Below are 22,696 nucleotides of genomic sequence, written 5' to 3' on the forward strand. Positions count from 1 at the left end.
GCATCCGGAATGTTATGTTTTGTTAGAAAAGTTTTGTTGATGTGAGTTGTTTCTCGAGAACAGGGGGAAGGGCCGTGCTTGCTGCCGAGCGCCATGCGCGCATCCTGGCGGAGCTCGACAAGAGGGAGGCCGTGCGCGTCGCCGAGCTCGCGACATCGCTTGCGGTCTCCGAGATGACGATCCGCCGGGACATCGAACAGCTCGAAAGCCAAGGCCTCGCGCGCCGCGTCCACGGCGGCGCGGCCCGCGTCGTGGATTTCGCGTTCTCCGAGCCCGGATTCGACGTCAAGTTCGGCCACTACACGGACGCGAAGTCGGCGATCGCCCGCGAGGCCGTCAAGCTCGTTCGCCCGGGGTCCACGCTCTTCGTCACCGCCGGCACGACGACGTTCGCCTTCGCGAAGCTCCTGCCGACGGTCCCGGACCTCACAGTGGCCACGAACTCGATCAAGGTCGCCGAGGCCCTCGGTCACTCCGTCCGGACGATCCTCACGGGCGGCGAGCGAACGCCCTCCGAAGCGCTCGTGGGGCCGCTTGCGACGGCCTCGCTCGCCCAGCTCCACGTCGAGCTGTGCTTCATGGGCGTCCACGGGCTGCATCCCCGCGGCGGCTACACGACGCCGAACCTGCTCGAGGCCGAGACCAACCGTGCGGCCGCCGAGGCCGCAGCGCGTCTCGTGGTCCTCGCCGACAGCTCGAAATACGGACTCCTGAGCCTCGCGCAGATCGCCCCGATCGAGCGCGCCGACACCCTGATCTCCGATTCGGGCCTCTCGTCCTCCGCGCGGCGAGAGCTCGACGACCGGATCCCGCACGTCATCCTTGCCGACACCTCCACGACCGGGAGCCACGAATGACCGCCCTCGCCGATTTCTCCCCGACCATCACGCGCAGCACGCTCGCGGACGGCCGAGACCTCATCTACTTCGACGATCCGGGGGCGGGCCCGCGCGTGCCGGCCCCGGACGGCCGCGACCTCCCGCCGCGCGCCGAGCCCGGCGAGCTCCGCTTCGACGCCCTGAGCGGCGACTGGGTCGCGGTCGCCGCGCACCGCCAGGCCCGCACCCACCTCCCGCCCGCGGACGCGTGCCCCCTCTGCCCCACGACGCCGTCGAACTCCTCCGAAATCCCGGACGCCGACTACGACGTCGTCGTGTTCGAGAACCGCTTCCCCTCGCTCGGTCCCGTCCTGGCGGACCTTCCGAGCTCGCTCGCGTGGGGCGAGAGCGTCCCGGCGGCGGGCCGCTGCGAGGTCGTCTCGTTCACGTCCGAGCACACCGGTTCCTTCGGGGAACTGCCGTACACGCGCGCCCGCACGGTCGTCGAGGCGTGGGCCCACCGCACGGCCGAGCTCAGCGCGCTCGAAGGGATCCGCCAGGTGTTCCCGTTCGAGAACCGTGGCGCCCAGATCGGTGTGACGCTGCATCACCCGCACGGGCAGATCTACGCCTACCCCTACCTCACGCCTCGCGGCGCCCAGCTCGCGGCCGCCGCGCAGCGTCATTTCGAGGCGACCGACGGCACGCAGACGCTTCTGGGCTCCCTCCTCGACAGCGAGCGCTCCGACGGGAGCCGCATGGTCCTCGAGGGGCAGCACTTCAGCGCCTTCGTGCCGTTCGCGGCCCGCTGGCCCATCGAGGCCCACCTCGTGCCCCATCGTGACGTCGCGGACTTCGCGGGGCTGACCGGCGAAGAGAAGGACGAGCTCGCGGACGTCTACCTGCGGCTCCTCGCGGGCGTCGACGCGCTCTACGACACCCCGACGCCCTACATCGCCGCGTGGAACCAGGCCCCGCTCGACCCCGCGCTGAGGCCCGCCTCCCGGTTCCATCTCCAGCTCACGTCGCCGCGCCGTGCCGAGGACAAGCTCAAGTTCCTGGCCGGCTCCGAGGCCGCGATGGGGGCGTTCATCAACGACACGCGCGCGGAGGACGTCGCCGCGCGCCTGCGCGAGGCCGTCGCCTCGGTGTCTGGGGTCGCGCGATGAGCGCGGGGCCGGCCGAGCGCGCGATCGGAGCCTTCCGCGAGACGTTCGGGGGCGAGCCCGACGGCGTGTGGGCGGGACCGGGACGTGTCAACCTCATCGGCGAGCACACCGACTACAACGAGGGCTTCGTCCTGCCGTTCGCCATCGACCTCGCCGCGCGCGTCGCGCTGAGGGTCCGCGCGGACGGAGTCATCCGGCTCTTCTCGACCGCCGGGACCGCCGGCGTGACGGAGCTCGACATCGCGGGGCTCGACCGCGAGAGCGCCGCTGGCTGGAGCGTGTACCCGGCGGGAGTCGTGTGGGCCCTCCAGGAGCGGGGGATCGACGTTCCGGGCTTCGACCTCGCCCTCGACTCGACCGTGCCGCTCGGCTCAGGCCTCTCGTCCTCCCACGCAATCGAATGCGCGGTCGCGACGGCCCTCAACGAGCTCACGGGCGCGGGCCTCCCGACGTCGGACCTCGTCCTCGCGACCCAGCGGGCAGAGAACGCGTTCGTCGGGGCCCCGACCGGCATCCTCGACCAGTCTGCGTCCTTGCGCGGCAGGGCGGGCCACGCGATCTTCCTCGACTGCCGCGACCAGAGCGCCGAACTCGTGCCGTTCGACGCACCGGCGGCCGGGCTCGTCACGCTCGTCGTCGACACCCGCGTGGCGCATTCCCACGCCGACGGCGGCTACGCGAGCCGCCGCGCGGCGTGCGAGCTCGGCGCGGAGGTCCTCGGGGTCAAGGCCCTGCGGGACGTCTCGACCGGGGACCTCGACGAGGCCCGCGGGCTCATGGACGATGTCACGTTCCGCCGCGTGCGGCACGTCGTCACGGAGGACGAGCGGGTCCTCGACACCGTGGCGGCCCTCCGCGCGTCGGGCCCCGCCGCCATCGGCCCGCTCCTCGACGCAAGCCACGCGTCGATGCGCGACGACTTCGAGATCTCGTGCCCCGAGCTCGATACAGCCGTCGAGGCGGCGCGGGCCGCGGGCGCCATCGGGGCGCGCATGACGGGAGGCGGCTTCGGCGGCTCCGCCATCGCGCTCGTCCCGGCCGACGACGAGGCCCGGGCTCGCAGCGCCGTCATGGCCGCATTCGCCGAGCGCGGCTTCCGCTCGCCCCGCCTGTTCACGGTGTCCCCGGCCGACGGCGCGCGGCGTCTCGTGTAGGGAACCCGCCAGACGCGAGTGGCCCGGGCAGGATTCCCTGCCCGGGCCACTCGGGTTCATCGCTCAGTCGTTGCTGTTGAAGATCGCGAGGATCCGCAGGATCTCGGTGTAGAGCCAGACTAGGGTGACCGTGAGGCCGAAGGCCGCGGTCCACGCGACACGGCGCGGAGCCCCGGCGCGGACGGCCTTCTCGACGCTGTCGAAGTCGAAGACGAGCGAGATCGCCGCGAGCACGACGGCGACGAGGCCCACGATGACGCCGAGCGGGATCCCGAACACGTGCACGCTGCTGCGCAGGCCCCACGCGCCGAGCCCCGGGTTGAAGATCATGACGAAGAGATTGACCACGCTGAACGCGAGGTACCCGAGGACGGCGACGAGGAAGAACTTCATGAGCCCGGGCGTCGCGCGCACGCGGCCGCTCTTGTAGAGGAGCAGCGTCACGCCCGCGACAGCGAACGTGCCGAGCACGGCCTGGAGCCCGATGCCCGGCGAGAACGCGTCGAGGAGGCGCGTGAGCCCGCCGAGGAACAGGCCCTCGAGCGCTGCATACGCGAGGATGAGCGCGGGGACAGGCTCGCGCTTGAACGTGTTGACGAGCGCGAGCACGAACCCGCCGAGCGCGCCGACCATCATGAGGACGACGGCGGCTGGCACGGGAACGGCGAGCGTCACCGCCGCGCCGACGATGACGGCGCCGAGGCACGCGAGCGTCTTGACGATGACGTCGTCGTACGTCACGCGCCCCGTCTGGGCTGGCCCAGCTGCCGGGGAGCGGTACAGCTCGTCGAGCTGCTCGGGCGTTACGGCCTGATGACCGTAAGGCCCCGTGCCATGCGGCGCTGTGCCATGCGGCGCTGTGCCATGCGGCGCTGTGCCATACGGCGGTGTGCCATACGGCGCTGTGCCATACGGCGCCTGCGGGACGGGCGGCACCGTCGCGACGGCGCTCTTGAAAGTCTTGCCCCGGAAGACGGGGTTGCCACCGAAAGCCATGTGGATGACTCCTGTATTCATCGGGCGCTGCTGCGCTGTAGTTGCCAGGTGCAGCTGCGCGGTACTCATCGGGTGCGGTGCGGTGCAGGAAGCGTGCGATGCAGGCAGCGCTTCCCATGAGAAACGCTACCAAGAGCACGACGGCGCCGGGCCGGGAGTTCCCGGCGTCGCCTCCTCCCCGGCCACTAGACTGGGCTCGTGCCCCTCCCCGACTCCCCCGACCAGGCCGCGTCCATGCCATCGGCAGGCGCTGCCGGCGCGCGCCTTCCCCTGCGGATGCTCCACGACCGGATCCTCGTCGAGCTCGACAAGGACTCGGCCGAGCGCCGCTCGGCGTCGGGAATCGTGATTCCTGCGACGGCCACCCTGGGCCGGCGTCTCTCGTGGGCACACGTCGTCGCAGCGGGCCCCAACGTGCGCCAGGTCGCGGTGGGCGACCGCGTGCTGTTCGACCCCGAGGATCGTGCCGAGGTCGAGGTCTCCTCGAAGGATTACATCCTGCTCCGCGAGCGCGACGTCCACGCCGTCGCCGAGCCCGAGAGCCCCGAGAGCGAGCTCGGCCTCTACCTCTAGCCGAGCCCGTAGAGGCCCCGGCGTTCGGAGGCCGCCTGGAATGGGTGCTCCCGGGGGTCCGTGAGCGAGTCGTTACACGATCACAACCTCGACAGTGGCGCTATCCATCTTGTGACGGGCTTCCGCCGAGTAACATGGCGTTTCAGCAGGTGAGATGCGTCACATTCGCACCAAGCGTCCTGCCTGAGGTCCCGACCGCACTGCTGGCCTCGGCCAGCAAGACCCCGGATCCACGGAGGTCCACATCGTGAATAGTCCAGCTCCAGCCGCCTACCCCCCGCGGCTCGTGAGGGCACTCTCCGCCACGGGAGCCTTCATCGGCGTCATCGTGGCGCTGTTCCTCGCGCTCGCCCCCGCGGCAGAGGCGACGACGTCGCCGTCGCCCTCCCCGAGCAGCAGCTCGCAGCAGCAGTTCCCGAATACCATCTCGGGCTTCCTGCGCAACTCGGGACAGCCGCTCTCTGGCGTGAAGATCACCGCGAAGGGCAACGGTTTCGAGGGAAGCACCACATCGTCGTCGAGCGGCGCGTGGAGCATCTCGGTGCCGACCCAAGGCAGCTATCAGGTCACGCTCGACGAGTCGACACTCCCCTCGGGCGTCAAGCTCGCGGACGGCCAGGAGAATCCCCGCACCGTCACGTTCAACCAGACCTCCAACCTCAGCACGATCTTCGCGTTCGGTGCCGGCATCACTGTCCACCAGGTGAGCTTCTTCGCGACGCTCGCGAACCGGCTTGTCGCGGGGCTCAGCTTCGGGCTCCTGCTCGCGCTCTCCGCGGTCGGCCTCTCGCTCATCTTCGGCACGACGGGCCTCACGAACTTCGCCCACGGGGAGATGGTGACGCTCGGCGCCGTCATCGCCTTCTCCCTGAGCGCGAACGGCGTACCGTACTGGCTCGCGCTCATCGCGGGGCTCCTCTCGGGCGCCGTGTTCGGGTACGTCCAGGACGCGTTCCTGTGGAAGCCTCTGCGACGCCGAGGGACCGGCCTTGTGCCAATGATGATCGTGAGCATCGGCCTCGCGCTCGCCGCGCGGTACGTCATCCTGTTCTTCTTCGGCGGCGCGACACAGCAGCTCCCGGGCGCGCAGACCGAGGACATCGACCTCGGCATCGTGTCCGTCTCGCCGAACAACCTCATGTCGCTGCTCATCTCGGCCGTCGTCATCGCCCTCATCGGGATCGTGCTCCTCAGGACACGGCTCGGGAAGGCGACGCGCGCGGTCGCGGACAATCCGGCCCTCGCGGCGGCGAGCGGCATCGACGTCGACCGCGTCATCCGGATCGTGTGGGTCACGGGCGGCCTGCTCGCAGCCCTCGGCGGCATCCTGTGGGCCTACTACCGGCCCGGGGTGACGTTCAACATGGGCCAGCAGATCCTGCTCATGATCTTCGCCGGCGTCACGCTCGGCGGCCTCGGCACGGTGTTCGGCGCGCTCGTCGGATCCATCGTCGTCGGGATTTTCGTGGAGCTCACAACCGTGTTCGGTCTGACCTCCGATCTCAAGTACGTCGGGGCGCTGGTCATCATGATCCTCGTGCTCCTCTTCCGGCCGCAGGGCATCCTGGGCCGCCGCGAGCGAGTGGGCTAGGAGGAACCATGGATTTCGGAGAGATCTTCAGCGAGGCCATCGGCGAGATGGTGAGCCCGACGACGGCGGCCTACGCGCTTGCCGCGCTCGGCCTCGCCGTGCACTTCGGCTACTCGGGCCTCCTCAACTTCGGCCAGGCAGGCTTCATGGCCGTCGGCTCGTACGCATTCGCGATGTCCACGATCCACTTCGGGGTGCCGTGGTGGGTCGGGCTGCTCATCGCCATCGTCGCGGCGTCCGCGTTCGCGCTCCTGCTCGGGATCCCGACGTTGAGGCTGCGCGCCGACTACCTCGCCATCGTCACGATCGCGGCGGCGGAGATCATCCGCTACGTCGTCACCACAAACAGCCTCACGGACGTCACGGGCTCCGCCAACGGCCTCGCGGGCTTCCGCCAGGACTTCCTCAAGCTCAATCCGTTCCCTGCCGGGACCTATCTCGGGTACAGCAGCCCCGACTTCTTCTACCGGGTGTTCGGCTGGGGGCTCGTCCTCATCTTCGGCATCGCCGTGTGGCTCCTCATGCGCAGCCCGTGGGGCCGCGTGCTCAAGGGAATCCGCGAGGACGAGCTCGCAGTCCGCTCGCTCGGCAAGAACGTCTACGCGTACAAGATGCAGGCGCTCGTGATCGGCGGGGCATTCGGCGCCCTCTCGGGACTCGTCTTCACGCTGCCGCGCGACGTCGTGCAGCCCGCGAACTACGGCACGGAGCTCACGTTCTTCCTGTGGACGTGCCTGCTCCTCGGAGGCATGTCCACCGTTCTCGGCCCCGTGATCGGCGCGATGCTGTTCTGGGTCGTCCTCTCGCTCACCCAGAACCTCCTCTTCGGGCTCATCGGGATCGGCGCACTCCCGTGGCTCAACCCGTCGCAGGCCGGGCAGCTGCGCTACATCCTCGTGGGCGTCGCGCTCATGCTGCTCATGATCTTCCGGCCGCAAGGCGTGTTCGGCAACAAGAAGGAGCTCGCGTTCTCATGAGCGAACCCCAGCTGACGGCCGACGCCGTCGACTACATGACCGACGCGAGGCCCATCGCCGAGGGGTCCGCGGGCCCGGGCTGCGCGAAGCGCGACCCGATCGTCGTCGCGGACAACGTGAGCCGCCGCTTCGGCGGCATCAACGCCGTCGACGTCGAACACCTCGAGATCCCCCGGCACAAGATCACCGCCCTCATCGGCCCCAACGGCGCCGGCAAGACGACCCTCTTCAACCTCCTCACGGGCTTCGACACCCCGAACTCGGGAACGTGGCAGTTCGAGGGGACCAACCTCGAGGGCATGTCCTCCTACAAGGTGGCGCGCCTCGGGATGGTCCGCACGTTCCAGCTCACGAAGGTCATGGGCAAGCTCACGGTCCTTGAGAACATGCGGCTCGGCGCGTCCGAGCAGCCCGGCGAGAAGCTCCGGAACGCGCTGTTCCGCGGGATCTGGGGCAAGCGGGAGAAGGACATCACGTCCCAGGCCGAGGTGCTGCTCGCGAAGTTCAAGCTCGACACGAAGCGTGACGACTACGCGGCGTCGCTCTCGGGAGGCCAGCGCAAGCTGCTCGAGATGGCCCGTGCCCTCATGGTCAGCCCCAAGCTCGTCATGCTCGACGAGCCCATGGCCGGCGTCAACCCCGCCCTCACCCAGAGCCTCCTCGACCACATCAAGAACCTCAAGGCCGAAGGAATGACCGTGCTGTTCGTCGAGCACGACATGCAGATGGTGCGGCACATCGCCGACTGGGTCGTGGTCATGGCCGAGGGCCGGGTCGTCGCCGAGGGGCCGCCCGCCGAGGTCATGAAGGACCAAGCCGTCATCGACGCGTACCTGGGCGCGCACCACGACGTCGATCTCGGCGCAGCCGGTGGCGTGCAGGAGCTCGAGGAGGTGCTTGCGGCGGACGTCGAATCCGTGGTTGGCACCGAGGACGCGGGCATCCTCTCCGAGCAATCCGTGCTCTCGGAAGACAGCGAGGTGCTCACGGTGGAGCCGCCGGACGACGACGGCGAGGGAGGCGGGCGCGAGCGGCGCTCGGGCCGCCGGGCCACCGATTCGCCGCCCGACGCCGTGCCCGGCGTGAGCCGCGATGCGAAGGAGGACTGAGACATGAGCGAGCAGACCGCGCCCCCCAGCGCCGCGAGCACGACGACGGCGGACGGCGAGGCCGTCGTGACCGTCACCAAGATCGTCGCGGGCTACCTGCCCGGCGTGAACATCCTCAACGGATGCAGCATCGAGGCCCGCAAGGGGGAGCTCATCGGCATCATCGGCCCCAACGGCGCCGGCAAGTCGACGCTCCTCAAGGCCATGTTCGGGCTCGTCAAGGTTCACTCGGGCTCCGTCGTCGTCCACGGCCAAGACCTCACGGGCCTCAAGGCGAACAAGCTCGTGAGCCGCGGCATCGGCTTCGTCCCGCAGACCAACAACGTGTTCACGGCCCTCACGATCGAGGAGAACATGCAGATGGGCCTCTTCCAGCGGCCCAAGGCGTTCAAGGAGCGATGGGAGTTCGTGACCGACCTCTTCCCCGAGCTGGGGAAGCGCCGTGCGCAGCGCGCCGGTTCCCTCTCGGGCGGCGAGCGGCAGATGGTCGCGATGGGGCGGGCGCTCATGATGGACCCCGCCGTCCTCCTCCTCGACGAGCCCTCGGCTGGCCTCTCCCCCGTCAAGCAGGACGAGACATTCCTGCGGGTGCACGAGATCAACCGAGCCGGCGTCTCGGTCATCATGGTCGAGCAGAACGCGCGCCGCTGCCTCCAGATCTGCGACCGCGGCTACGTCCTCGACCAGGGGCGTGATGCCTACCACGGCACGGGCCGCGAGCTGCTTCACGACCCCAAGGTGATCCAGCTCTACCTCGGTACGCTCGCGGAAAGCAACGACAGCGCGGGGCGCTGACCCTCGCAAAAAGCCCCGGTCCCCTCGTGAGGGGGCCGGGGCTTCTCTTTGCCGTCGAGCGGCGGCGGGCTCAGGAGAGCTTGCCGTATTCCTCGCTCACAGGCTGCGGCACATTCTTGTCATCGAACTTGTAGATGCCGATGTAGGCCTCCTGGGGGTCGCCGTTCTTGGCGAACGAGACCGGCCCGGACTTGCCCATGTAGTGGATGTCCTTGCCCTGGCGGACCAACGTCACGCAGGTCGCGAAGTCACTGCACTGGTTGCTGCCGTGCGTGATCGCCACGAACTGCCCTGCGATGTCGGTCCCCTTCGTGCTCTTGGAGGCTTCGGCCGCGAGCGCGATGAGGTTGACCGCGTCCCAGGACTCGCCGGCGTAGCTGTAGTCCTTGAGGCTCGGATCGATCGTCTTCAGCTGGGCCTTGAAGTCATCCTTGGCAAACGTGCCGGGGATCGTGCCGCGGGCGCCCGAGAGCGTCCCGGGGTTGAGGTCCTTGCTGTAGTCGGACGTGTTGCCGTCCACGAAGAACATCTGCGGCGGCTTGACTCCCTTTGCCGTGAGCAGCGGGATGATCTGCTTCGCCTGGTCGAACGAGATCACGGCGATGGCGTCCGGCTTGGCAGCCACGACCTTGTCCACCTGGCTGCTGAACTGCGAGTCGCCCTCGTTGAAGAGCTCCTCGTCGACGACCTTGCCGCCAGCCGATTCGAAGGCCTTCTTGACGTTGTCGCGAAGGCCCGTGCCGTAGGCGTCATTGAGCACGATCATCCCGAGCGTCTGGGCGCCACACGAAGCCATGTAGTTGCCGAGGACCCGGCCCTGCAGGACGTCGGACGGTGCCGTGCGCCAGTACAGCCCGTGGGCAGGCCACGTGCTGAAGTCGGGCGAGGTGTTGGCCGGCGAGAACTGGACCACTCCCGCACCCGTGATCTGGTTGATGACGGTCTTGGACACGCCAGAGGAGGCCGCGCCGACAATCGCGCTCACGCCCTGCCCGAGGAGGTTCGTGACGGACTGGGTCGCGATATCCGTGGTCGTGTCACCGGAGTCGCGGTGGATCACCTCAATGGGATGGCCCAAGACTCCGCCGGCGTCGTTGATCTGCTTGACGGCCAGGTTGACACCGGCGATTTCGGGCGGGCCGAGGAAGGCCAGAGCGCCGGTCTGCGGCAGAATGGAGCCGATCTTGAGCGGCGTTGGCGAAACGGTCGTGGCCTTCGGGACGGATCCCGGAGCAACGCTCGTGGCACCAGCGGTCGCTCCCCCACCGGCCCCGGCACTCGGCGACGGGCACGCGATGGCACCCGGCGCTGCACTGGAACTGCTGCCCGACGGTGTCCCCGACGTGCCCCCACACGCTGTTGCGAGCAAGGCCACCCCGACGCCAAGGACGGTGAGCTTGGCGGCTCGGGGAATTGCATGACGTCGAATCATTCGATTTCTCCTCCATCGAAGGGCGGAGCGCCCCAGATGCGATGGATCAGGTGATCCTGATCACAATGTCAGGCTAATCGAACGTTTAATGACACAGAAGTGGTGGAGGTCACAGCCTTGTAACGGCTTTGTGACACGTTGTGCCGCCTTTCCTTCCCCGTAGGCCCGTCCTAGGCTCGGATGGACCGGAGCCCTCAACAGCGAAGGAAGGCCCTCCCGTGCCCGTGCGAATCACCCATATCTGCTTGGAAGGGCCCGTTCCGGCCCACGAATACATCACGGGCCTGTACTGGGTGGAAGACGGCACGGGAAAAACCGGGGCCGCAACGAAAGCAGAATTGGTCGAGTGGATCTCGCAGGGCAATACCGCGTATGTGAGCGACGGCCAGACGGCCGCAATCGTCCATGTGGTCCGGCCGGCGGAGGCCCATCCTTCCTGCGCACGCACGGCGACTGGTCGGACAACCTGCTCGCGCTGCCGCGGTTCTGAGCGCCGTGAGCACGGACGACGCGCGGGCGCCCCGCGGAGTTGCTGAAGGGCGCCAGTGCGCGCACTAGTCATGGACAGGATCGCGGGCCCCGTCGAGGTCCGCAACGTCGACGAGCCCAAGGTGCCGGACGGCGGCGTCGTGATCACCGTCGTCGCCACCGGGCTGTGCCGCAGCGACTGGCACGCGTGGGCGGGTCACGACGACATCGCGCTCCCGCACGTTCCCGGGCACGAGTTCGCAGGCATTGTGGCCGAGGTCGGTCGGGGCGTCACGAAGTGGTCGGTCGGCGACCGCGTGACCGCACCCTTCGTCGAGGGCTGCGGAGCGTGCGAGTGGTGCGCCTCGGGCAACGCGCAGGTTTGCCCCGAGCAGCAGCAGCCCGGCTTCACGCACTGGGGGTCCTTCGCGGAGCTTGTCGTGATCCATGCGGCGGACACGAACCTCGTGGCCATCCCTGAGGGCGTGAGCTTCGAGGCGGCGGCAAGCCTTGGCTGCCGCTTCGCGACGGCGTATCGCGCGATCACCGGACGAGCCCGCCTGCGTGCCGGAGAGTGGGTCACGATCGTCGGCGCGGGCGGCGTGGGCCTGAGCGCCGTCATGATCGCGAAGGCCCTCGACGGCAAGGTCATCGCCGTCGACCGGAACGCTGCCGCCCTCGAGGTGGCGTCCTCGCTCGGCGCCGACCACGTTCTCGTGGCCGACGGCTCCGATATCCCCGCGCGAGTGCACGAGCTCACGGGCGGCGGCAGCCACGTGGCCGTCGACGCGGTCGGGAGCGAGGAGACGAGCGCAGACTCGATCCTGAGCCTGCGGCGCCGAGGGCGCCACGTCCAGATCGGGCTCCTGCCCCCCGTCGAGGGCCGCCCCCGCGTGCCGATGGATCGAGTCATCGCGTGGGAGCTCGACGTGCTCGGTAGCCATGGCATGGCCGCCGCCGACTACCCAGGCATGCTCGGGCTCATCGAGTCAGGGGACCTCGCCCCGCAGAAGCTCATCGAGCGGGTCATCGGGCTCCACGAGGCAGCGCGCCTCCTGCCGCAATTCGACACCGCCGGTGTCGCGGGAATGACGATTATCGATCCAAGCCGCTGATCGTGGCGGAGAAGGAGGAGGTTTCCATGCTGCTGCAACCGCGCATGCTCATGTGTTGGTCTGCGTTCGCCCTGCAGGGCTACGCCATCGCTGCCTTGGCATGGGCTCGGAGCCGATGACTGAGACAGAGGTTCGGGACGCGTATGGCAGGCGTGCGGCGGAATACGTCGATCTGTTCGGGGCGGTGGATAAGAATCCTCAGCAGGATAAGGAGCTTGTCGCCGTTTGGGCGAAGTCCGCGCGTGGGCCAATCATCGATGCGGGCTGCGGTCCTGGGCACTGGGCAGCTTTCCTCCACGATCAAGGCATGGAGGTCGAAGGCCTCGATCTCGTGCCCTCGTTCATCGAACACGCCCGAAGGCAATTCCCTGACGTACGGTTCCGGGTGGCTTCCTTCGCCGACCTAGGAAGCCCCGACGGAGAGTTTGGAGGGATCCTCTCGTGGTACTCGCTCATCCACATTCCTCCAGATGAGCTTGATGCTGTCCTTGACGAGTTTGGGCGCTGCATCACCCGTGGGGGAGCTCTCCTTCTGGGTTTCTTCGACGGCCCCGACGGCGAGGCGTTCCCCCACGCAGTCACTACCGCCTACTACTGGTCAACGGACGGAATGGCCACAAGGCTTGCCCGCGCGGGTTTTGAAGTCCTCAGAACCCAGAGGAGAACCGACTACGGGCGGCGCCCGCACGCGGCAATCATCGCTCGCCGAATTTGAATCAGAGTAATCAAGAAGATCCGAAGGCGCGTTGTGCCCCAGCCGGGACTCGAACCCGGACTGAGCGGATTTTAAGTCCGCTGCCTCTGCCGATTGGGCTACTGGGGCGCCCGTCCAGCCTACCGCCGTCGGAGGGCTCGGCCCCTTAGGCCGACAAACGACGACGGCGGCCGCCTCCGTGAGGAGACGGCCGCCGTGGCACTGTGGTCCAGGAAGACTACTGAGCCGGAACCTTGGCAGGCTCGGCCGGCGGGGCCGGGGTCTGCGGCTTGGGGCTCGCCGCGGCGACGAAAGCGGCACGCGGGTTGTCGAGGTTCTCGAGCGGCGTGTTGTCGCGACCCGCGAAGAGGGCCGAGAGCCAGTCGAGGCCCACGCGGAACTTGCGCTCGAGGGTCGGGATCGCGAGACCGTGGTAGCCGCGGTGCGCAACCCACGCGAGCGGGCCGCGCAGGCCGATGTGGCCCACGATGTTGATGTTCGCGACACCCTTCCACGGGCCGAAGCCCGCGACGGCGCCGAGGTTCTTGTGCTTGTAGTCCTCGAGCGGGCGGTCCCAGCGGGAGGCCCAGAGGTTCTTCGCGAGCACCTTGGCCTGGCGGAGGGCGTGCTGCGCGTTCGGGACGCACGTGCCGTCGGGAAGCCCCTTGCCCGTGAGGTCCGGGACGGCGGCGACGTCGCCAGCAGCCCACGCGTTCTCGACGATGCCCTCGTCGCCCGCGATGCGGAGGTCAGGGAGCGTGCGGATGCGGCCGCGCGGCTCGAGCGGGAAGTCAGTCGAGCGGACGAGCGGGTTGGCCTGGACGCCGGCGCACCAGATGAGCGTGTCCGCGGCGAACTCCTGGGCCGGGGACTTGTCCGGCATGTTGATGAGCTGGAGGGCGCCCTCGGCGTTCGCGAGCGACGTGTTGAGGAGCACCTCGATGCCGCGGCTGCGGAGGTGCTCGACGACCCACTCGGCCTGCTCGGGCGTGACCTCGGGCATGATGCGGCCCATGGCCTCGACGAGGACGAAGCGGACCTCTTCCTGCTTGACGCGGCCGTTCTTCGCGACCGTCGAGCGCGCGAGGTCCTCGAGCTCCGTGATGGTCTCGATGCCGGCGAAGCCGCCGCCGACGACGACGAACGTGAGCGCAGCTGCGCGCTCGGCGGGGTCGGCCGCCGTGGACGCGAACTCGATGCGCTCGAGCACCTGGTTGCGGAGGGCGATGGCCTCCTCGATCGTCTTGTTGCCGATGCCCTTCTCGGCGAGGCCGGGGATCGGGAACGTGCGCGTGATGGCCCCGGCGGCCACGACGATGTCGACGTACGGGATCTCGGCGGTGCCCTCGTTGCCCGGAAGCTGGACCGTGGCCGTGCGCTTGGCGTGGTCGACGGCGACGATCGAGCCCTGGATGACCTCGGCCTGCGGGAGCGTGCGGCGCAGCGGCACGACGACGTGGCGGGCCTCAATGTTGCCGCCCGCGACCTCGGGGAGGAACGGCTGGTAGGTCATGTACGGCATGGGGTCGACGACCGTGACGATACCGCCGGCCTGGGCGATCTTCTTCTGCAGCCCGAGGGCCACGTAGAGACCAACGTAACCACCGCCGGCGATCAGGACGCGCGGGCGGTCGACAAGCTCAATGGAGGAAGGCATGTTCCTACTGTAGCAACTTGTGAAAACTTTCACTAGCTCTTTTCGGCACTCGGTTCGCCCTCGGCGCCGTCGCCCGTCTCACCGCCGCCGTCCGCCCCCGCATCCGCCGCCCGACGGAGCCTGAGGACGTGCCACGTGCCTCCCCCGAGGATCACGGCGATGAGGCCTCCGAACCCGAGCACGACGACGGCGGGCCACGGGTTCGCGTCCGCCGACGCGGCGGGCACGGGAACACTCGCCTCGGGCAGCGGCGTATCCTCCGCGGGTGCCTTCGCGGGACCCGTCGGGCTCGGGCCCGGGGTCGCCGGGGCGGATCGGCGGTGCACCCGGATCCAGTCGGCGATCGAGCCCAAGGGGTTGGCCGTCGTCTCGGGAACGTTCGCGGTGAGGGCGGCCCCGGCGTCGAGGACCCCGTAGCCGTAGATCGGATCGTGCCCGGGCGCCCCGGCGTCCTTGGCCGTCGAGACGATCCGGTTGATGACCTGCTTCGCGCTCATCTGCGGCCACTTCGCGCGGATGAGCGCCGCGACGCCCGCGACGATCGGCGTCGCCCCCGACGATCCCTCCCACTGGGCGTAGTTCCCGTCCGGAAGCCCCCCGAGGAGCTGCTCCGCCGGGGCCGAGACTCCAATGCTCACACCCTGCGACGAGGCGTCCACGCTCGCGTGCTCCTGCCGGTCGAGCCCCGCCACCGTGAGCACGCCGGGAATCGTCGCGGGGGCGCCGACCTGGATGTTCCCCGCGGCGCGGTTGCCTGCTGCCGCGACGACGACCACGTCCTTCTGCTCGGCGTAGAGGAAGGCGTCGTCCCAGCTCGAGGGCCAGTCCGGGGACGAACTGCCGAGCGACATGTTGATGACCTTGGCGCCGTGGTCCACGGCCCAGCGCACCGCGGCGGGAATCTGGTCCGCGTCGGTGCGGCCGGCCGGATTCGGCGAGCCGAGCCACGTCGAGACCGTCAGGAGCTGCGCCTGCGGCGCGACGCCCACGATCCCATCCGAGCCGACCGACCCGCTCGCGGCCGGGGACCCGTCCGGATTGTGGCCCCGCCCCGCGAGGACCGTCGCGACGAGCGTCCCATGGACGGGCTCGGACCCGATGGGGCCCTGGCCATCCGCCTGCCCCGCACCCGAGGCGTCCGTCCCGCCCGCCACCGCGCCCTTGAGATCCGGAATGCCCCCGTTCACCCCGCTGTCGATCACGGCGACCGTGACCCCGGCCCCCTTCGAGACGTCCCACGCCTTCTGGATCCCGTACTCCGAGAGCCAGTACTCGCCGTCGCGGATGCTGTCCGCATGCGCCGGCACCGCTGGCGCGAGGAGCGTGATGCCCGCGAGGGCCACGCTCGCGCACGCGGCGACGACGGCGGCGAGAAGCCTCGCGGCACGGCGGAGCATGCGTTCGCTGACCGGCATGCCTCAGCCCGCGGCGACGTCGAGCGTGCTCAACGCGATGCCGTCGAGGATGTCGTGCTCGCTCGTGATCGCCGCGGCGATCCGGCCATCGGTGATCTCGGCGAGCCGCTCGAGGATGCGCCGCCACACGAGCGCGCCTGCCCCGATGACGTCGGCCCGGCCGGGATGCATATACGGGAGCGCAGCCCGCTCGTCGTGGCTCAGTCCCAAGAGCGACCAGCATGCGGCTTCGATCTTCGCGAGCGAGAGCTCGGCGCCGTGGATCCGCTCGGGCTCGTACGCGGGCAGGGCGAGGGCGTGCGCCGTGATCGTCGTGATCGAGCCGGCGACGCCGATGACCGCCGTCGCACGGTCGAGCGGCACCTCGGCGAGGGCTTCCTCGAAGCCGCGGTCGACGTCGTCCTGCGCCGCGGCGATTTCCCGCGCCGTCGGCGGATCCGAGCGCAGGTGCCGCTCGGTGAGCCTCACGGCACCCATGTCGATCGAGCGCGCGGCGATGACGCCGTCCGCGTCGCCGAGCACGAATTCTGTGCTTCCTCCCCCGAGGTCGACGACGACGACCGGCCGGCCCGCCTCGAGTGGGAGCACGCTGGCCGCCCCCGCGAAGCTCAGGGCGGCTTCCTCGACGCCAGCGACGACCTCGGGCTCGACGCCGAGGCGCGCCCGGATCCCCTCGACGAACTCGTCGCGGTTCTTCGCGTCCCGCGTCGCGCTCGTCGCGACGAAGCGGACGCGTTCGGCGCCGAGCTCGCGGATGGTCCCCGCATAGTCCTCGACGGCGGCAAAGGTCCGCTCGAGCGCCTCGGGAGCCAGCATCCCGGTCGCGTCGACCCCCTGCCCCAGGCGCACGATGCGCATCTCGCGGTGCACGTCGGCCAGCCGCGGCTGGCCGAAATCCTCGGCGCCCGCGGCGTCCGGGCCGGCCTCGTCCGCGACAAGCAGCCTGATCGAATTCGTGCCGCAGTCAATCCCGGCGACCCTCATGCGCCCTCCCCCGTGTTGTTCTCCTCATCAGCCCCGTCCGCGCGATCCCGCCTCCGCACCGGCGCGGCCCGGCCCGTCATCGACGGAAGGCCCTGCGGGCCGTGCCGGCTCAGGTCGCGGCTCGGCGCGGGCGTCTCCGTGTCCCACGCGCCCACGCAATAGCACCGGTCCGAGGTCCACCACTCGGAGATCAGCTCGATCGCCTCGTCGCCGAGCGGATTGACCCCGCGCCCCATCGCGAGCGCCTGCCCGACCAGCACGTGGAGGCATTTGACCCGCTCAGGCATGCCGCCGGCCGAGACGCCGTCGATCTCCGGAACCGGCCCTGTCCCGGCGCGCTGGCCGATGCGGGCCCGCTCGGCGAGATAGGCCTCGTGCGCGGCCCGGTAGGCCTGGGCGAGCCCGGGATCTTCGGCCAGGCGCCCGTTCATCTCGTTCATCGTGCCGCCCGCCTCGAGCCGCGAGACCGCAGACGTGATGACGGGGTGTGTGAGGTAGAAGGTCGTCGGGAACGGCGTGCCATTCGAGAGCCGCGGCGCTGTCGCGGCGACGAGCGGATTGCCGCAGACACAGCGCGCCGAGATCTCGACGACGTCGCGCACCGGCCGGCCGAGCTGCCGGCTGATGACCTCGAGGTCGTAGGCGGTCGGATCGGCCGGGGAGCCGCTCTTGTCGGCCTCGCTCGCGGCGGGGCTCGGCTCGGGGCTGTGGTCGGTCACGATGTCCTTTCTCACGCGACGCAGGGTCGCCTAGTCCGTCGCGGCGCGGCGCACCGAATCCCACAGGGACTGCGTCCACGGGACGTTCGACGGCGCCGTGCCCGGCGAGGCGCCGGTCGCGCTTCCTTGATTCGACGCGGACGACGACGCGGCGTCGCCGAAGACCCAATACGAGGTCTCTCCCGGCATCACCATGTTAATGCGGTCCCTCGCCTGCTGCTGGATGTACGCCGGATCCTGCCACCGGGAGATGAGCGACTTGAGATTCGCCTGATCGCCCTGTTTCGCCGCGATATCGGCCTGGATCGTCTGGATCTCGGCGCGCTGGCCCAGGAACACGCGCACCGTCGGCGCGAGCATGACGGTCACGGCGACGAGGACGAGGACGAGCGCGACGATGCGCCCCGAGAACGCCCGTGCCGGGACGGGAGCGGCGTCTGCCTGATCGCGTGCCGCCGCCCTCGCCGCCGCGGTCGAGGGGCGCGCAGTAGTCGAGGGGCGCGCCGAGGCCTTGGCCGCGCCGCCGAGGGACGCCCTGCCGGCGGGCTTCGCCGCGGGAGCCGGCTTCGAGGACGCCGCAAGGGCCGTCGGCTCGGGCACCGCATGCGGCCGCGCGGGCATGCCCGTGGCGGTGCCCCGGGAAGCCCGGGGAACCTGGGGGCGTCGCGTGGCCATAGGGGATCCTTTGCGGTAAAGCTGCGAACAACAGTGGCGGCTATGGTCTCGTTCAACCATAGCCGCCACCGAGGTGAATCTCCGCGAGACACCCCCCGAAGGGGTCAGCCCTTGAAGCGCGGGAAGGCGCCTCGGCCAGCGTAGCGGGCGGCGTCGTCGAGCTCTTCCTCGATGCGGAGGAGCTGGTTGTACTTCGCGACGCGCTCCGAGCGGGCCGGGGCACCCGTCTTGATCTGGCCGGCGTTGGTCGCGACGGCGATATCCGCGATCGTGGTGTCCTCGGTCTCGCCCGAGCGGTGGGACGTGATCGTCGTGTAGCCCGCGCGCTGCGCGAGGGACACGGCGTCGAGCGTCTCGGTGAGCGAGCCGATCTGGTTGACCTTGACGAGGAGCGAGTTCGCCGTCTTGGCGTCGATGCCCTGCTGGAGGCGCGCCGGGTTGGTGACGAACAGGTCGTCGCCCACGAGCTGGACCGACTCGCCGAGCTCGTCGGTGAGGATCTTCCAGCCCTCCCAGTCGTTCTCGTCGAGCGGGTCCTCGATCGAGACGAGCGGGAAGTCGCGCACGAGCTCGCCGTAGTACGCGCTCATCTCGGCGGCGCTGCGGGCCTGGCCCTCGAACTGGTAGGCGCCGTCCTTGTAGAACTCCGAGGAGGCGACATCAAGCGCCAACGCGACGTCCTTGCCGGGCTCGTAGCCGGCCTTCGTGATGGCCTCCGTGATGAGCTCGAGCGCGGCGCGGTTCGAGGGGAGGTTCGGGGCGAAGCCGCCCTCGTCGCCGAGGCCGGTCGCGAGGCCACGCTCGTTGAGGACCTTCTTGAGCGAGTGGTACACCTCGACGCCCCAGCGGAGGCCCTCGGAGAACGTGTCCGCGCCGAGCGGCACGACCATGAACTCCTGGATGTCGACGTCGGAGTCGGCATGCGAGCCACCGTTGAGGATGTTCATGAGCGGCACCGGGAGGACGTGCGCGTTCGGCCCGCCGAGGTACTTGTAGAGCGGGAGGTTGGCCGAGTCGGCCGCGGCGTTGGCGACGGCGAGCGAGACGCCGAGGATCGCGTTGGCGCCGAGGTTGCCCTTGTTCGGCGTGCCGTCGAGATCGATCATCGCCTGGTCGATCGCGCGCTGGTCGGTGGCGTCGAAGCCCTGGAGGGCCGGAGCGATCTGGTCGATGACCGCTTCGACGGCCTGCAGGACGCCCTTGCCGAGGTAGCGGCCCTTGTCGCCGTCGCGGCGCTCCACGGCCTCGAACTCGCCAGTCGAGGCGCCGGAAGGGACAGCGGCGCGGCCGAGGGAACCGTCGCTCAGGAGGACCTCGACTTCGACCGTGGGGTTGCCGCGCGAGTCGAGGATCTCACGGGCGTGGATGGCATCGATAAGGGCCATGGATGAACTCCTATGTGCATGATGAACGAAAGCCCACGGTATGTTGCTCGTGGATGACCTCGTTGTCACCCACAGCCTAGTGGGCGCGCGGAGGCGGCGCGACACTGTGACTGCCCCGGTACTTCCCGGCGCGCGGCTAAGCGGGGAGGCGCCTCACGGCCGAGCGGAGGGCGCGCTCTGCGTCGAGCCCCCGTGCGCGCGCGGCCCGGACGACGCCGAGGAGGAGCTCCCCGAGGTCGTCCTCCGTCTCGAACCCGCCGAAGGTCCCGTCGGCGGATTCGGGTTCCGCCGACGCCGCGGGGACGGGGACGCCGTCGAGCGCACGACGGCGTTCGGCCCGCCCGAGTGCCTTGTCCGCGAGGGCGAGGGCGGGAAGGTGTCGCGGGAGGCCCTCGACGGCGTCCCCCAGCTCCCCCGCGCGCGGCGGGAGCACGTCGTCCTGCTCCGCAGTCGCAGCGAGCTGGGCCTTCTCCTCGCGCTTCGCGGCGTCCCACGACGCGATGATCTCCTCGACCGTCGCGGGGAAGCTCCGCTGAAGGGCGCCGTCGGCCGTGAAGACGTGCCGGTTGCGGCGCACCATCTTCGCGGTCAGCGCCTCGGCGACCGCGTCGAGATCGAAGGCCTCTCGCTCGCGCGCGATCTCCGAGTGCAGCACCACTTGGAGGAGCACGTCCGCGAGCTCGCCCTTCAGCTCGCTCTCCGGGTGCTCGTCCTCGATGGCCTCGACGAGCTCGTAGGACTCCTCGACGAGGTACTCGACGAGCGAGGCATGGGTGAGCGCCGCCGTCCACAGGCAATGCTCCCGCAGAAGGCGGACGACCTCGACGAGGCGGTCGACGGCGGCGCTCACCCTTGGTCTCCCCGAGCCTTGCTTGGCTTAGCCGTCGAGGTTCGCGTAGGCCTCGTTGATGTACTCGACGAGATCCTCGCGGTCCTCGAGCGGCAGGAACGCCGCCTCCGCTGCGTTGAGCGTCAGCTCCAGGAGGTCGTCGAGGTCATAGTCGAAGGCCTCGACGAGCAGCTCGAACTCGTCCGTGAGCGTGACGCCGCTCATGAGCCGGTTGTCGGTGTTGACCGTGACGTTGAAGCCGAGCTCGTTGAGCATGTCGATCGGGTGGTCGAGGATGTCCTCGCCCCACTGGGAGATCGCGCCGGTCTGGAGGTTCGACGACGGGCAGATCTCGAGGGCGATGCCGCGGTCGCGGACCCAGGCCGCGAGCTCGCCGAGCGTCACGTCGAGGATCGGCACGCCGTCCTCATCCGTCTCGCCCGACTCCTCGACCGTGATGTCCTCGGCGATCCGGACGCCATGGCCGAGCCGGAGCGCGCGGCCGTCGACTAGCGCCGACTGGATGCTCTCGAGCCCCGCGGCCTCGCCGGCGTGGACGGTCGCCGGGAAGTTGTTGCGGGCCAGGTACGTGAAGGCGTCCGCGAAGCGCGACGCCGGGAAGCCGTCCTCGGCGCCCGCGATGTCGAAGCCGACCGCGCCGCGGCCGCGGTGGCGCACGGCGAGTTCGGCGACCTCCTGCGCACGGTCTGCATGCCGCATGGCCGTGATGAGCTGCCCGACAGCGATGACGCGGCCCGACTTCTCGACGCTCGCGACGCCTTCTTCGAGGCCGGCCTGGACCGCCTCGACAGCCTGGTCGAGCGTCAGCCCCTTCGTGAGGTGCTGCTCGGGCGCCCAGCGCACCTCGCCGTAGACGACGCCGTCGTCTGCAAGGTCTTCGACGAATTCCCGGGCGATGCGGCGCAGCGCGGACTCGGTCTGCATGACCGCGATGGTGTGGTCGAAGGTCTCGAGGTAGCGCGGAAGCGATCCGGAGTCCGCGGACTCGCGGAACCACTCGCCGAGCGCCACAGGGTCGGTCGAAGGAAGCTCATGACCGATTTCGGCCGCGAGCTCGATGATCGTGGCGGGGCGCAGCCCGCCGTCGAGGTGGTCGTGGAGGGAGACCTTGGGCAGGGCCCGCAGGTCGAAGGTCAGATCGGGGGCGTTGTCGACGATCGGCTCAGTCACGGTCCAACTCTAGAGAAGGGCCACGGTGCGCACCAGCCGAGCTCCCTTCGTGGCGCGGATGCGGGGCGTAGTCGTCCGCCTCGGCTTCCTCTGGATGCTGGCTGAGGTGGGACCTGTGGGCCACGGCCGCGCGGGCGGCGGCACGTTCGGCGTCCTTGGCGTCACGCCAGCGGTGGAACACCGTGATCGTGTGGTCGAGGATGACGCCGAGGACGAGCGCGAAGACGACCGCGACGACGACGCTCAGAAGCGGATTCTTGTGCAGCCACGGGAAGGAGCTTGCGAGCAGCCCGACTCCCACGGAGTACCCGACCCACGCGAGGCACGCGAAGGCGTCGAGCCAGAAGAACGTGCGGTGGCGGAACCGGGTGGAACCGGCCACATAGTTCACCGCGACGCGGCCCCACGGGATGTAGCGCGCCGTGAAGATGAGGACGGCGCCGCGTTTGTCGAGCTCGTGGCGGGCCCACCCGAAGACCTTCTGCACCCTGGACCGGCGCATCCACTTCCAGCGGTCCGTGCCGATGCGGCGGCCCAGGAGGTAGGCCATGTTGTCCCCGGCCATGGCGCCCACGAGCGCGGTGAGCCCGAGGATCCAGAGATTCGGTTCGCCGCTGTGGCGCCAGTAGGCCGCGAGCGCGACGATGAGCGTCTCGCTCGGGACGAGCATCGCGAAGCCGTCGACGAAGAAGAACCCGAGCAGAATCGGGTAGATCCACCATTGCCCTGCGGCATGCAGGATCCAGTGGTCGATGACTTCCAGCATGCGGGCGGTGCTCCTTGAAAGACGGGCTCCTTGGAAAAGTAGGCCTTATCCAGTGTCGCACGCCGCTAGGCAAACGGTCATCCGCCGTAAGACGCACATCGGCTGCCAGGCGTCAGCCCACGGAACTACGTGGCGCGGGCCCGGCCGGTCCTCGGTAGCGAACCCTTGGGAGTCCCCAGCCCCG

At 69.5% G+C, this 22,696-nt stretch carries 21 protein-coding genes and 1 tRNA gene; 10 read left to right on the forward strand and 12 right to left on the reverse strand.

The window, feature by feature from the left end; translation table 11 throughout:
* Positions 1 to 74 precede the first annotated feature (74 nt).
* From SPF06_RS15955 to galK, 3 genes are read left to right on the forward strand one after another with little or no spacing between them, the layout of a single operon-like run.
* Positions 75 to 857 (forward strand): DeoR/GlpR family DNA-binding transcription regulator, encoded by a 783-nt coding sequence (locus SPF06_RS15955; RefSeq protein ID WP_323280120.1) that lies wholly within the window; start codon positions 75 to 77, stop codon positions 855 to 857.
* The gene (gene galT, locus SPF06_RS15960; protein ID WP_323280121.1) at positions 854 to 1,987 is read left to right on the forward strand and encodes a galactose-1-phosphate uridylyltransferase; all 1,134 of its coding nucleotides are present in this window, start codon (positions 854 to 856) and stop codon (positions 1,985 to 1,987) included. Before SPF06_RS15955 ends, galT begins: the two co-directional genes overlap by 4 nt.
* Positions 1,984 to 3,141: a galactokinase gene (galK, locus tag SPF06_RS15965; protein ID WP_323280122.1), complete on the forward strand. Its 1,158-nt coding sequence runs from the start codon at positions 1,984 to 1,986 to the stop codon at positions 3,139 to 3,141. Before galT ends, galK begins: the two co-directional genes overlap by 4 nt.
* Positions 3,142 to 3,204: 63 nt before the next feature.
* Here the strand turns inward: galK and SPF06_RS15970 are convergent, their stop codons facing one another.
* Positions 3,205 to 4,137, reverse strand: coding sequence for a Bax inhibitor-1/YccA family protein (locus tag SPF06_RS15970; protein ID WP_323280123.1), 933 nt, complete (start codon positions 4,135 to 4,137; stop codon positions 3,205 to 3,207).
* Between the two features lie 234 nt (positions 4,138 to 4,371).
* On the opposite strand from SPF06_RS15970, the gene SPF06_RS15975 reads away from it, so the two are divergent.
* The 5 genes from SPF06_RS15975 to SPF06_RS15995 all read left to right on the forward strand — a co-directional run bounded on the left by SPF06_RS15975 (position 4,372) and on the right by SPF06_RS15995 (position 9,182).
* Positions 4,372 to 4,710 carry a GroES family chaperonin gene (locus SPF06_RS15975; protein ID WP_323280233.1) on the forward strand — a complete coding sequence of 113 codons (339 nt, stop codon included), beginning with the start codon at positions 4,372 to 4,374 and terminating at the stop codon, positions 4,708 to 4,710.
* Between the two features lie 286 nt (positions 4,711 to 4,996).
* Entirely contained in the window at positions 4,997 to 6,301 is a 1,305-nt protein-coding gene (locus tag SPF06_RS15980; protein ID WP_428985781.1) for a branched-chain amino acid ABC transporter permease, read from the forward strand.
* Between the two features lie 8 nt (positions 6,302 to 6,309).
* The gene (locus tag SPF06_RS15985) at positions 6,310 to 7,278 is read left to right on the forward strand and encodes a branched-chain amino acid ABC transporter permease (protein ID WP_323280124.1); all 969 of its coding nucleotides are present in this window, start codon (positions 6,310 to 6,312) and stop codon (positions 7,276 to 7,278) included.
* Positions 7,275 to 8,387 carry an ABC transporter ATP-binding protein gene (locus SPF06_RS15990; RefSeq protein ID WP_323280125.1) on the forward strand — a complete coding sequence of 371 codons (1,113 nt, stop codon included), beginning with the start codon at positions 7,275 to 7,277 and terminating at the stop codon, positions 8,385 to 8,387. Before SPF06_RS15985 ends, SPF06_RS15990 begins: the two co-directional genes overlap by 4 nt.
* A gap of 3 nt (positions 8,388 to 8,390) precedes the next feature.
* Entirely contained in the window at positions 8,391 to 9,182 is a 792-nt protein-coding gene (locus SPF06_RS15995) for an ABC transporter ATP-binding protein (RefSeq protein WP_323280126.1), read from the forward strand.
* 70 nt (positions 9,183 to 9,252) lie between these two features.
* On the opposite strand, the gene SPF06_RS16000 is transcribed toward SPF06_RS15995, so the two are convergent.
* Positions 9,253 to 10,614 carry an ABC transporter substrate-binding protein gene (locus SPF06_RS16000; RefSeq protein ID WP_323280127.1) on the reverse strand — a complete coding sequence of 454 codons (1,362 nt, stop codon included), beginning with the start codon at positions 10,612 to 10,614 and terminating at the stop codon, positions 9,253 to 9,255.
* A 545-nt stretch (positions 10,615 to 11,159) separates the two neighbouring features.
* Between SPF06_RS16000 and SPF06_RS16005 the strand changes: the two genes are divergently transcribed.
* Positions 11,160 to 12,197, forward strand: coding sequence for a zinc-dependent alcohol dehydrogenase family protein (locus SPF06_RS16005; RefSeq protein ID WP_323280128.1), 1,038 nt, complete (start codon positions 11,160 to 11,162; stop codon positions 12,195 to 12,197).
* 115 nt (positions 12,198 to 12,312) lie between these two features.
* A complete protein-coding gene (locus SPF06_RS16010) occupies positions 12,313 to 12,912 on the forward strand; it encodes a class I SAM-dependent methyltransferase (protein ID WP_323280129.1) in 600 nt (199 codons plus the stop codon).
* Positions 12,913 to 12,946: 34 nt separating this feature from the next.
* Here the strand turns inward: SPF06_RS16010 and SPF06_RS16015 are convergent.
* The 10 genes from SPF06_RS16015 to SPF06_RS16060 all read right to left on the reverse strand — a co-directional run bounded on the left by SPF06_RS16015 (position 12,947) and on the right by SPF06_RS16060 (position 22,509).
* Positions 12,947 to 13,020: transfer RNA gene (locus tag SPF06_RS16015), tRNA-Leu, on the reverse strand.
* Between the two features lie 109 nt (positions 13,021 to 13,129).
* Positions 13,130 to 14,548, reverse strand: coding sequence for an NAD(P)/FAD-dependent oxidoreductase (locus SPF06_RS16020; RefSeq protein WP_323280130.1), 1,419 nt, complete (start codon positions 14,546 to 14,548; stop codon positions 13,130 to 13,132).
* A gap of 32 nt (positions 14,549 to 14,580) precedes the next feature.
* Entirely contained in the window at positions 14,581 to 15,963 is a 1,383-nt protein-coding gene (locus SPF06_RS16025) for a S8 family serine peptidase (RefSeq protein WP_428985782.1), read from the reverse strand.
* A gap of 3 nt (positions 15,964 to 15,966) precedes the next feature.
* A complete protein-coding gene (locus SPF06_RS16030) occupies positions 15,967 to 16,947 on the reverse strand; it encodes a Ppx/GppA phosphatase family protein (protein ID WP_323280131.1) in 981 nt (326 codons plus the stop codon).
* The gene (locus tag SPF06_RS16035) at positions 16,944 to 17,573 is read right to left on the reverse strand and encodes a DUF501 domain-containing protein (RefSeq protein WP_323280236.1); all 630 of its coding nucleotides are present in this window, start codon (positions 17,571 to 17,573) and stop codon (positions 16,944 to 16,946) included. Before SPF06_RS16035 ends, SPF06_RS16030 begins: the two co-directional genes overlap by 4 nt.
* Before the next feature lie 123 nt (positions 17,574 to 17,696).
* Positions 17,697 to 18,341 carry an FtsB family cell division protein gene (locus SPF06_RS16040; protein ID WP_323280132.1) on the reverse strand — a complete coding sequence of 215 codons (645 nt, stop codon included), beginning with the start codon at positions 18,339 to 18,341 and terminating at the stop codon, positions 17,697 to 17,699.
* Between the two features lie 104 nt (positions 18,342 to 18,445).
* A complete protein-coding gene (eno, locus tag SPF06_RS16045; protein WP_323280133.1) occupies positions 18,446 to 19,726 on the reverse strand; it encodes a phosphopyruvate hydratase in 1,281 nt (426 codons plus the stop codon).
* A gap of 136 nt (positions 19,727 to 19,862) precedes the next feature.
* Positions 19,863 to 20,576: a MazG nucleotide pyrophosphohydrolase domain-containing protein gene (locus SPF06_RS16050; protein WP_323280134.1), complete on the reverse strand. Its 714-nt coding sequence runs from the start codon at positions 20,574 to 20,576 to the stop codon at positions 19,863 to 19,865.
* 27 nt (positions 20,577 to 20,603) lie between these two features.
* A complete protein-coding gene (locus SPF06_RS16055) occupies positions 20,604 to 21,746 on the reverse strand; it encodes an adenosine deaminase (RefSeq protein ID WP_323280135.1) in 1,143 nt (380 codons plus the stop codon).
* The gene (locus SPF06_RS16060) at positions 21,739 to 22,509 is read right to left on the reverse strand and encodes a DedA family protein (RefSeq protein WP_323280237.1); all 771 of its coding nucleotides are present in this window, start codon (positions 22,507 to 22,509) and stop codon (positions 21,739 to 21,741) included. The genes SPF06_RS16055 and SPF06_RS16060 overlap by 8 nt, the downstream gene beginning before the upstream one ends.
* Positions 22,510 to 22,696: the final 187 nt, after the last annotated feature.

Origin of the sequence: Sinomonas terricola, assembly GCF_034931225.1 — a bacterium.
GTDB lineage: Bacteria > Actinomycetota > Actinomycetes > Actinomycetales > Micrococcaceae > Sinomonas > Sinomonas terricola.

What these genes read in the sequence shown, in the direction of transcription:
- SPF06_RS15995 (WP_323280126.1), top strand. Translation starts at nt 8,391, where the DNA reads ATGAGCGAGCAGACCGCGCCCCCCAGCGCCGCGAGCACGACGACGGCG.
- SPF06_RS16025 (WP_428985782.1), bottom strand. Translation starts at nt 15,963, where the DNA reads ATGCCGGTCAGCGAACGCATGCTCCGCCGTGCCGCGAGGCTTCTCGCC.
- eno (WP_323280133.1), bottom strand. Translation starts at nt 19,726, where the DNA reads ATGGCCCTTATCGATGCCATCCACGCCCGTGAGATCCTCGACTCGCGC.
- SPF06_RS16010 (WP_323280129.1), top strand. Translation starts at nt 12,313, where the DNA reads ATGACTGAGACAGAGGTTCGGGACGCGTATGGCAGGCGTGCGGCGGAA.
- SPF06_RS15970 (WP_323280123.1), bottom strand. Translation starts at nt 4,137, where the DNA reads ATGGCTTTCGGTGGCAACCCCGTCTTCCGGGGCAAGACTTTCAAGAGC.
- SPF06_RS16030 (WP_323280131.1), bottom strand. Translation starts at nt 16,947, where the DNA reads ATGAGGGTCGCCGGGATTGACTGCGGCACGAATTCGATCAGGCTGCTT.
- SPF06_RS16040 (WP_323280132.1), bottom strand. Translation starts at nt 18,341, where the DNA reads ATGGCCACGCGACGCCCCCAGGTTCCCCGGGCTTCCCGGGGCACCGCC.
- galT (WP_323280121.1), top strand. Translation starts at nt 854, where the DNA reads ATGACCGCCCTCGCCGATTTCTCCCCGACCATCACGCGCAGCACGCTC.
- SPF06_RS15975 (WP_323280233.1), top strand. Translation starts at nt 4,372, where the DNA reads ATGCCATCGGCAGGCGCTGCCGGCGCGCGCCTTCCCCTGCGGATGCTC.
- SPF06_RS16020 (WP_323280130.1), bottom strand. Translation starts at nt 14,548, where the DNA reads ATGCCTTCCTCCATTGAGCTTGTCGACCGCCCGCGCGTCCTGATCGCC.
- SPF06_RS15985 (WP_323280124.1), top strand. Translation starts at nt 6,310, where the DNA reads ATGGATTTCGGAGAGATCTTCAGCGAGGCCATCGGCGAGATGGTGAGC.
- galK (WP_323280122.1), top strand. Translation starts at nt 1,984, where the DNA reads ATGAGCGCGGGGCCGGCCGAGCGCGCGATCGGAGCCTTCCGCGAGACG.
- SPF06_RS16000 (WP_323280127.1), bottom strand. Translation starts at nt 10,614, where the DNA reads ATGATTCGACGTCATGCAATTCCCCGAGCCGCCAAGCTCACCGTCCTT.
- SPF06_RS15990 (WP_323280125.1), top strand. Translation starts at nt 7,275, where the DNA reads ATGAGCGAACCCCAGCTGACGGCCGACGCCGTCGACTACATGACCGAC.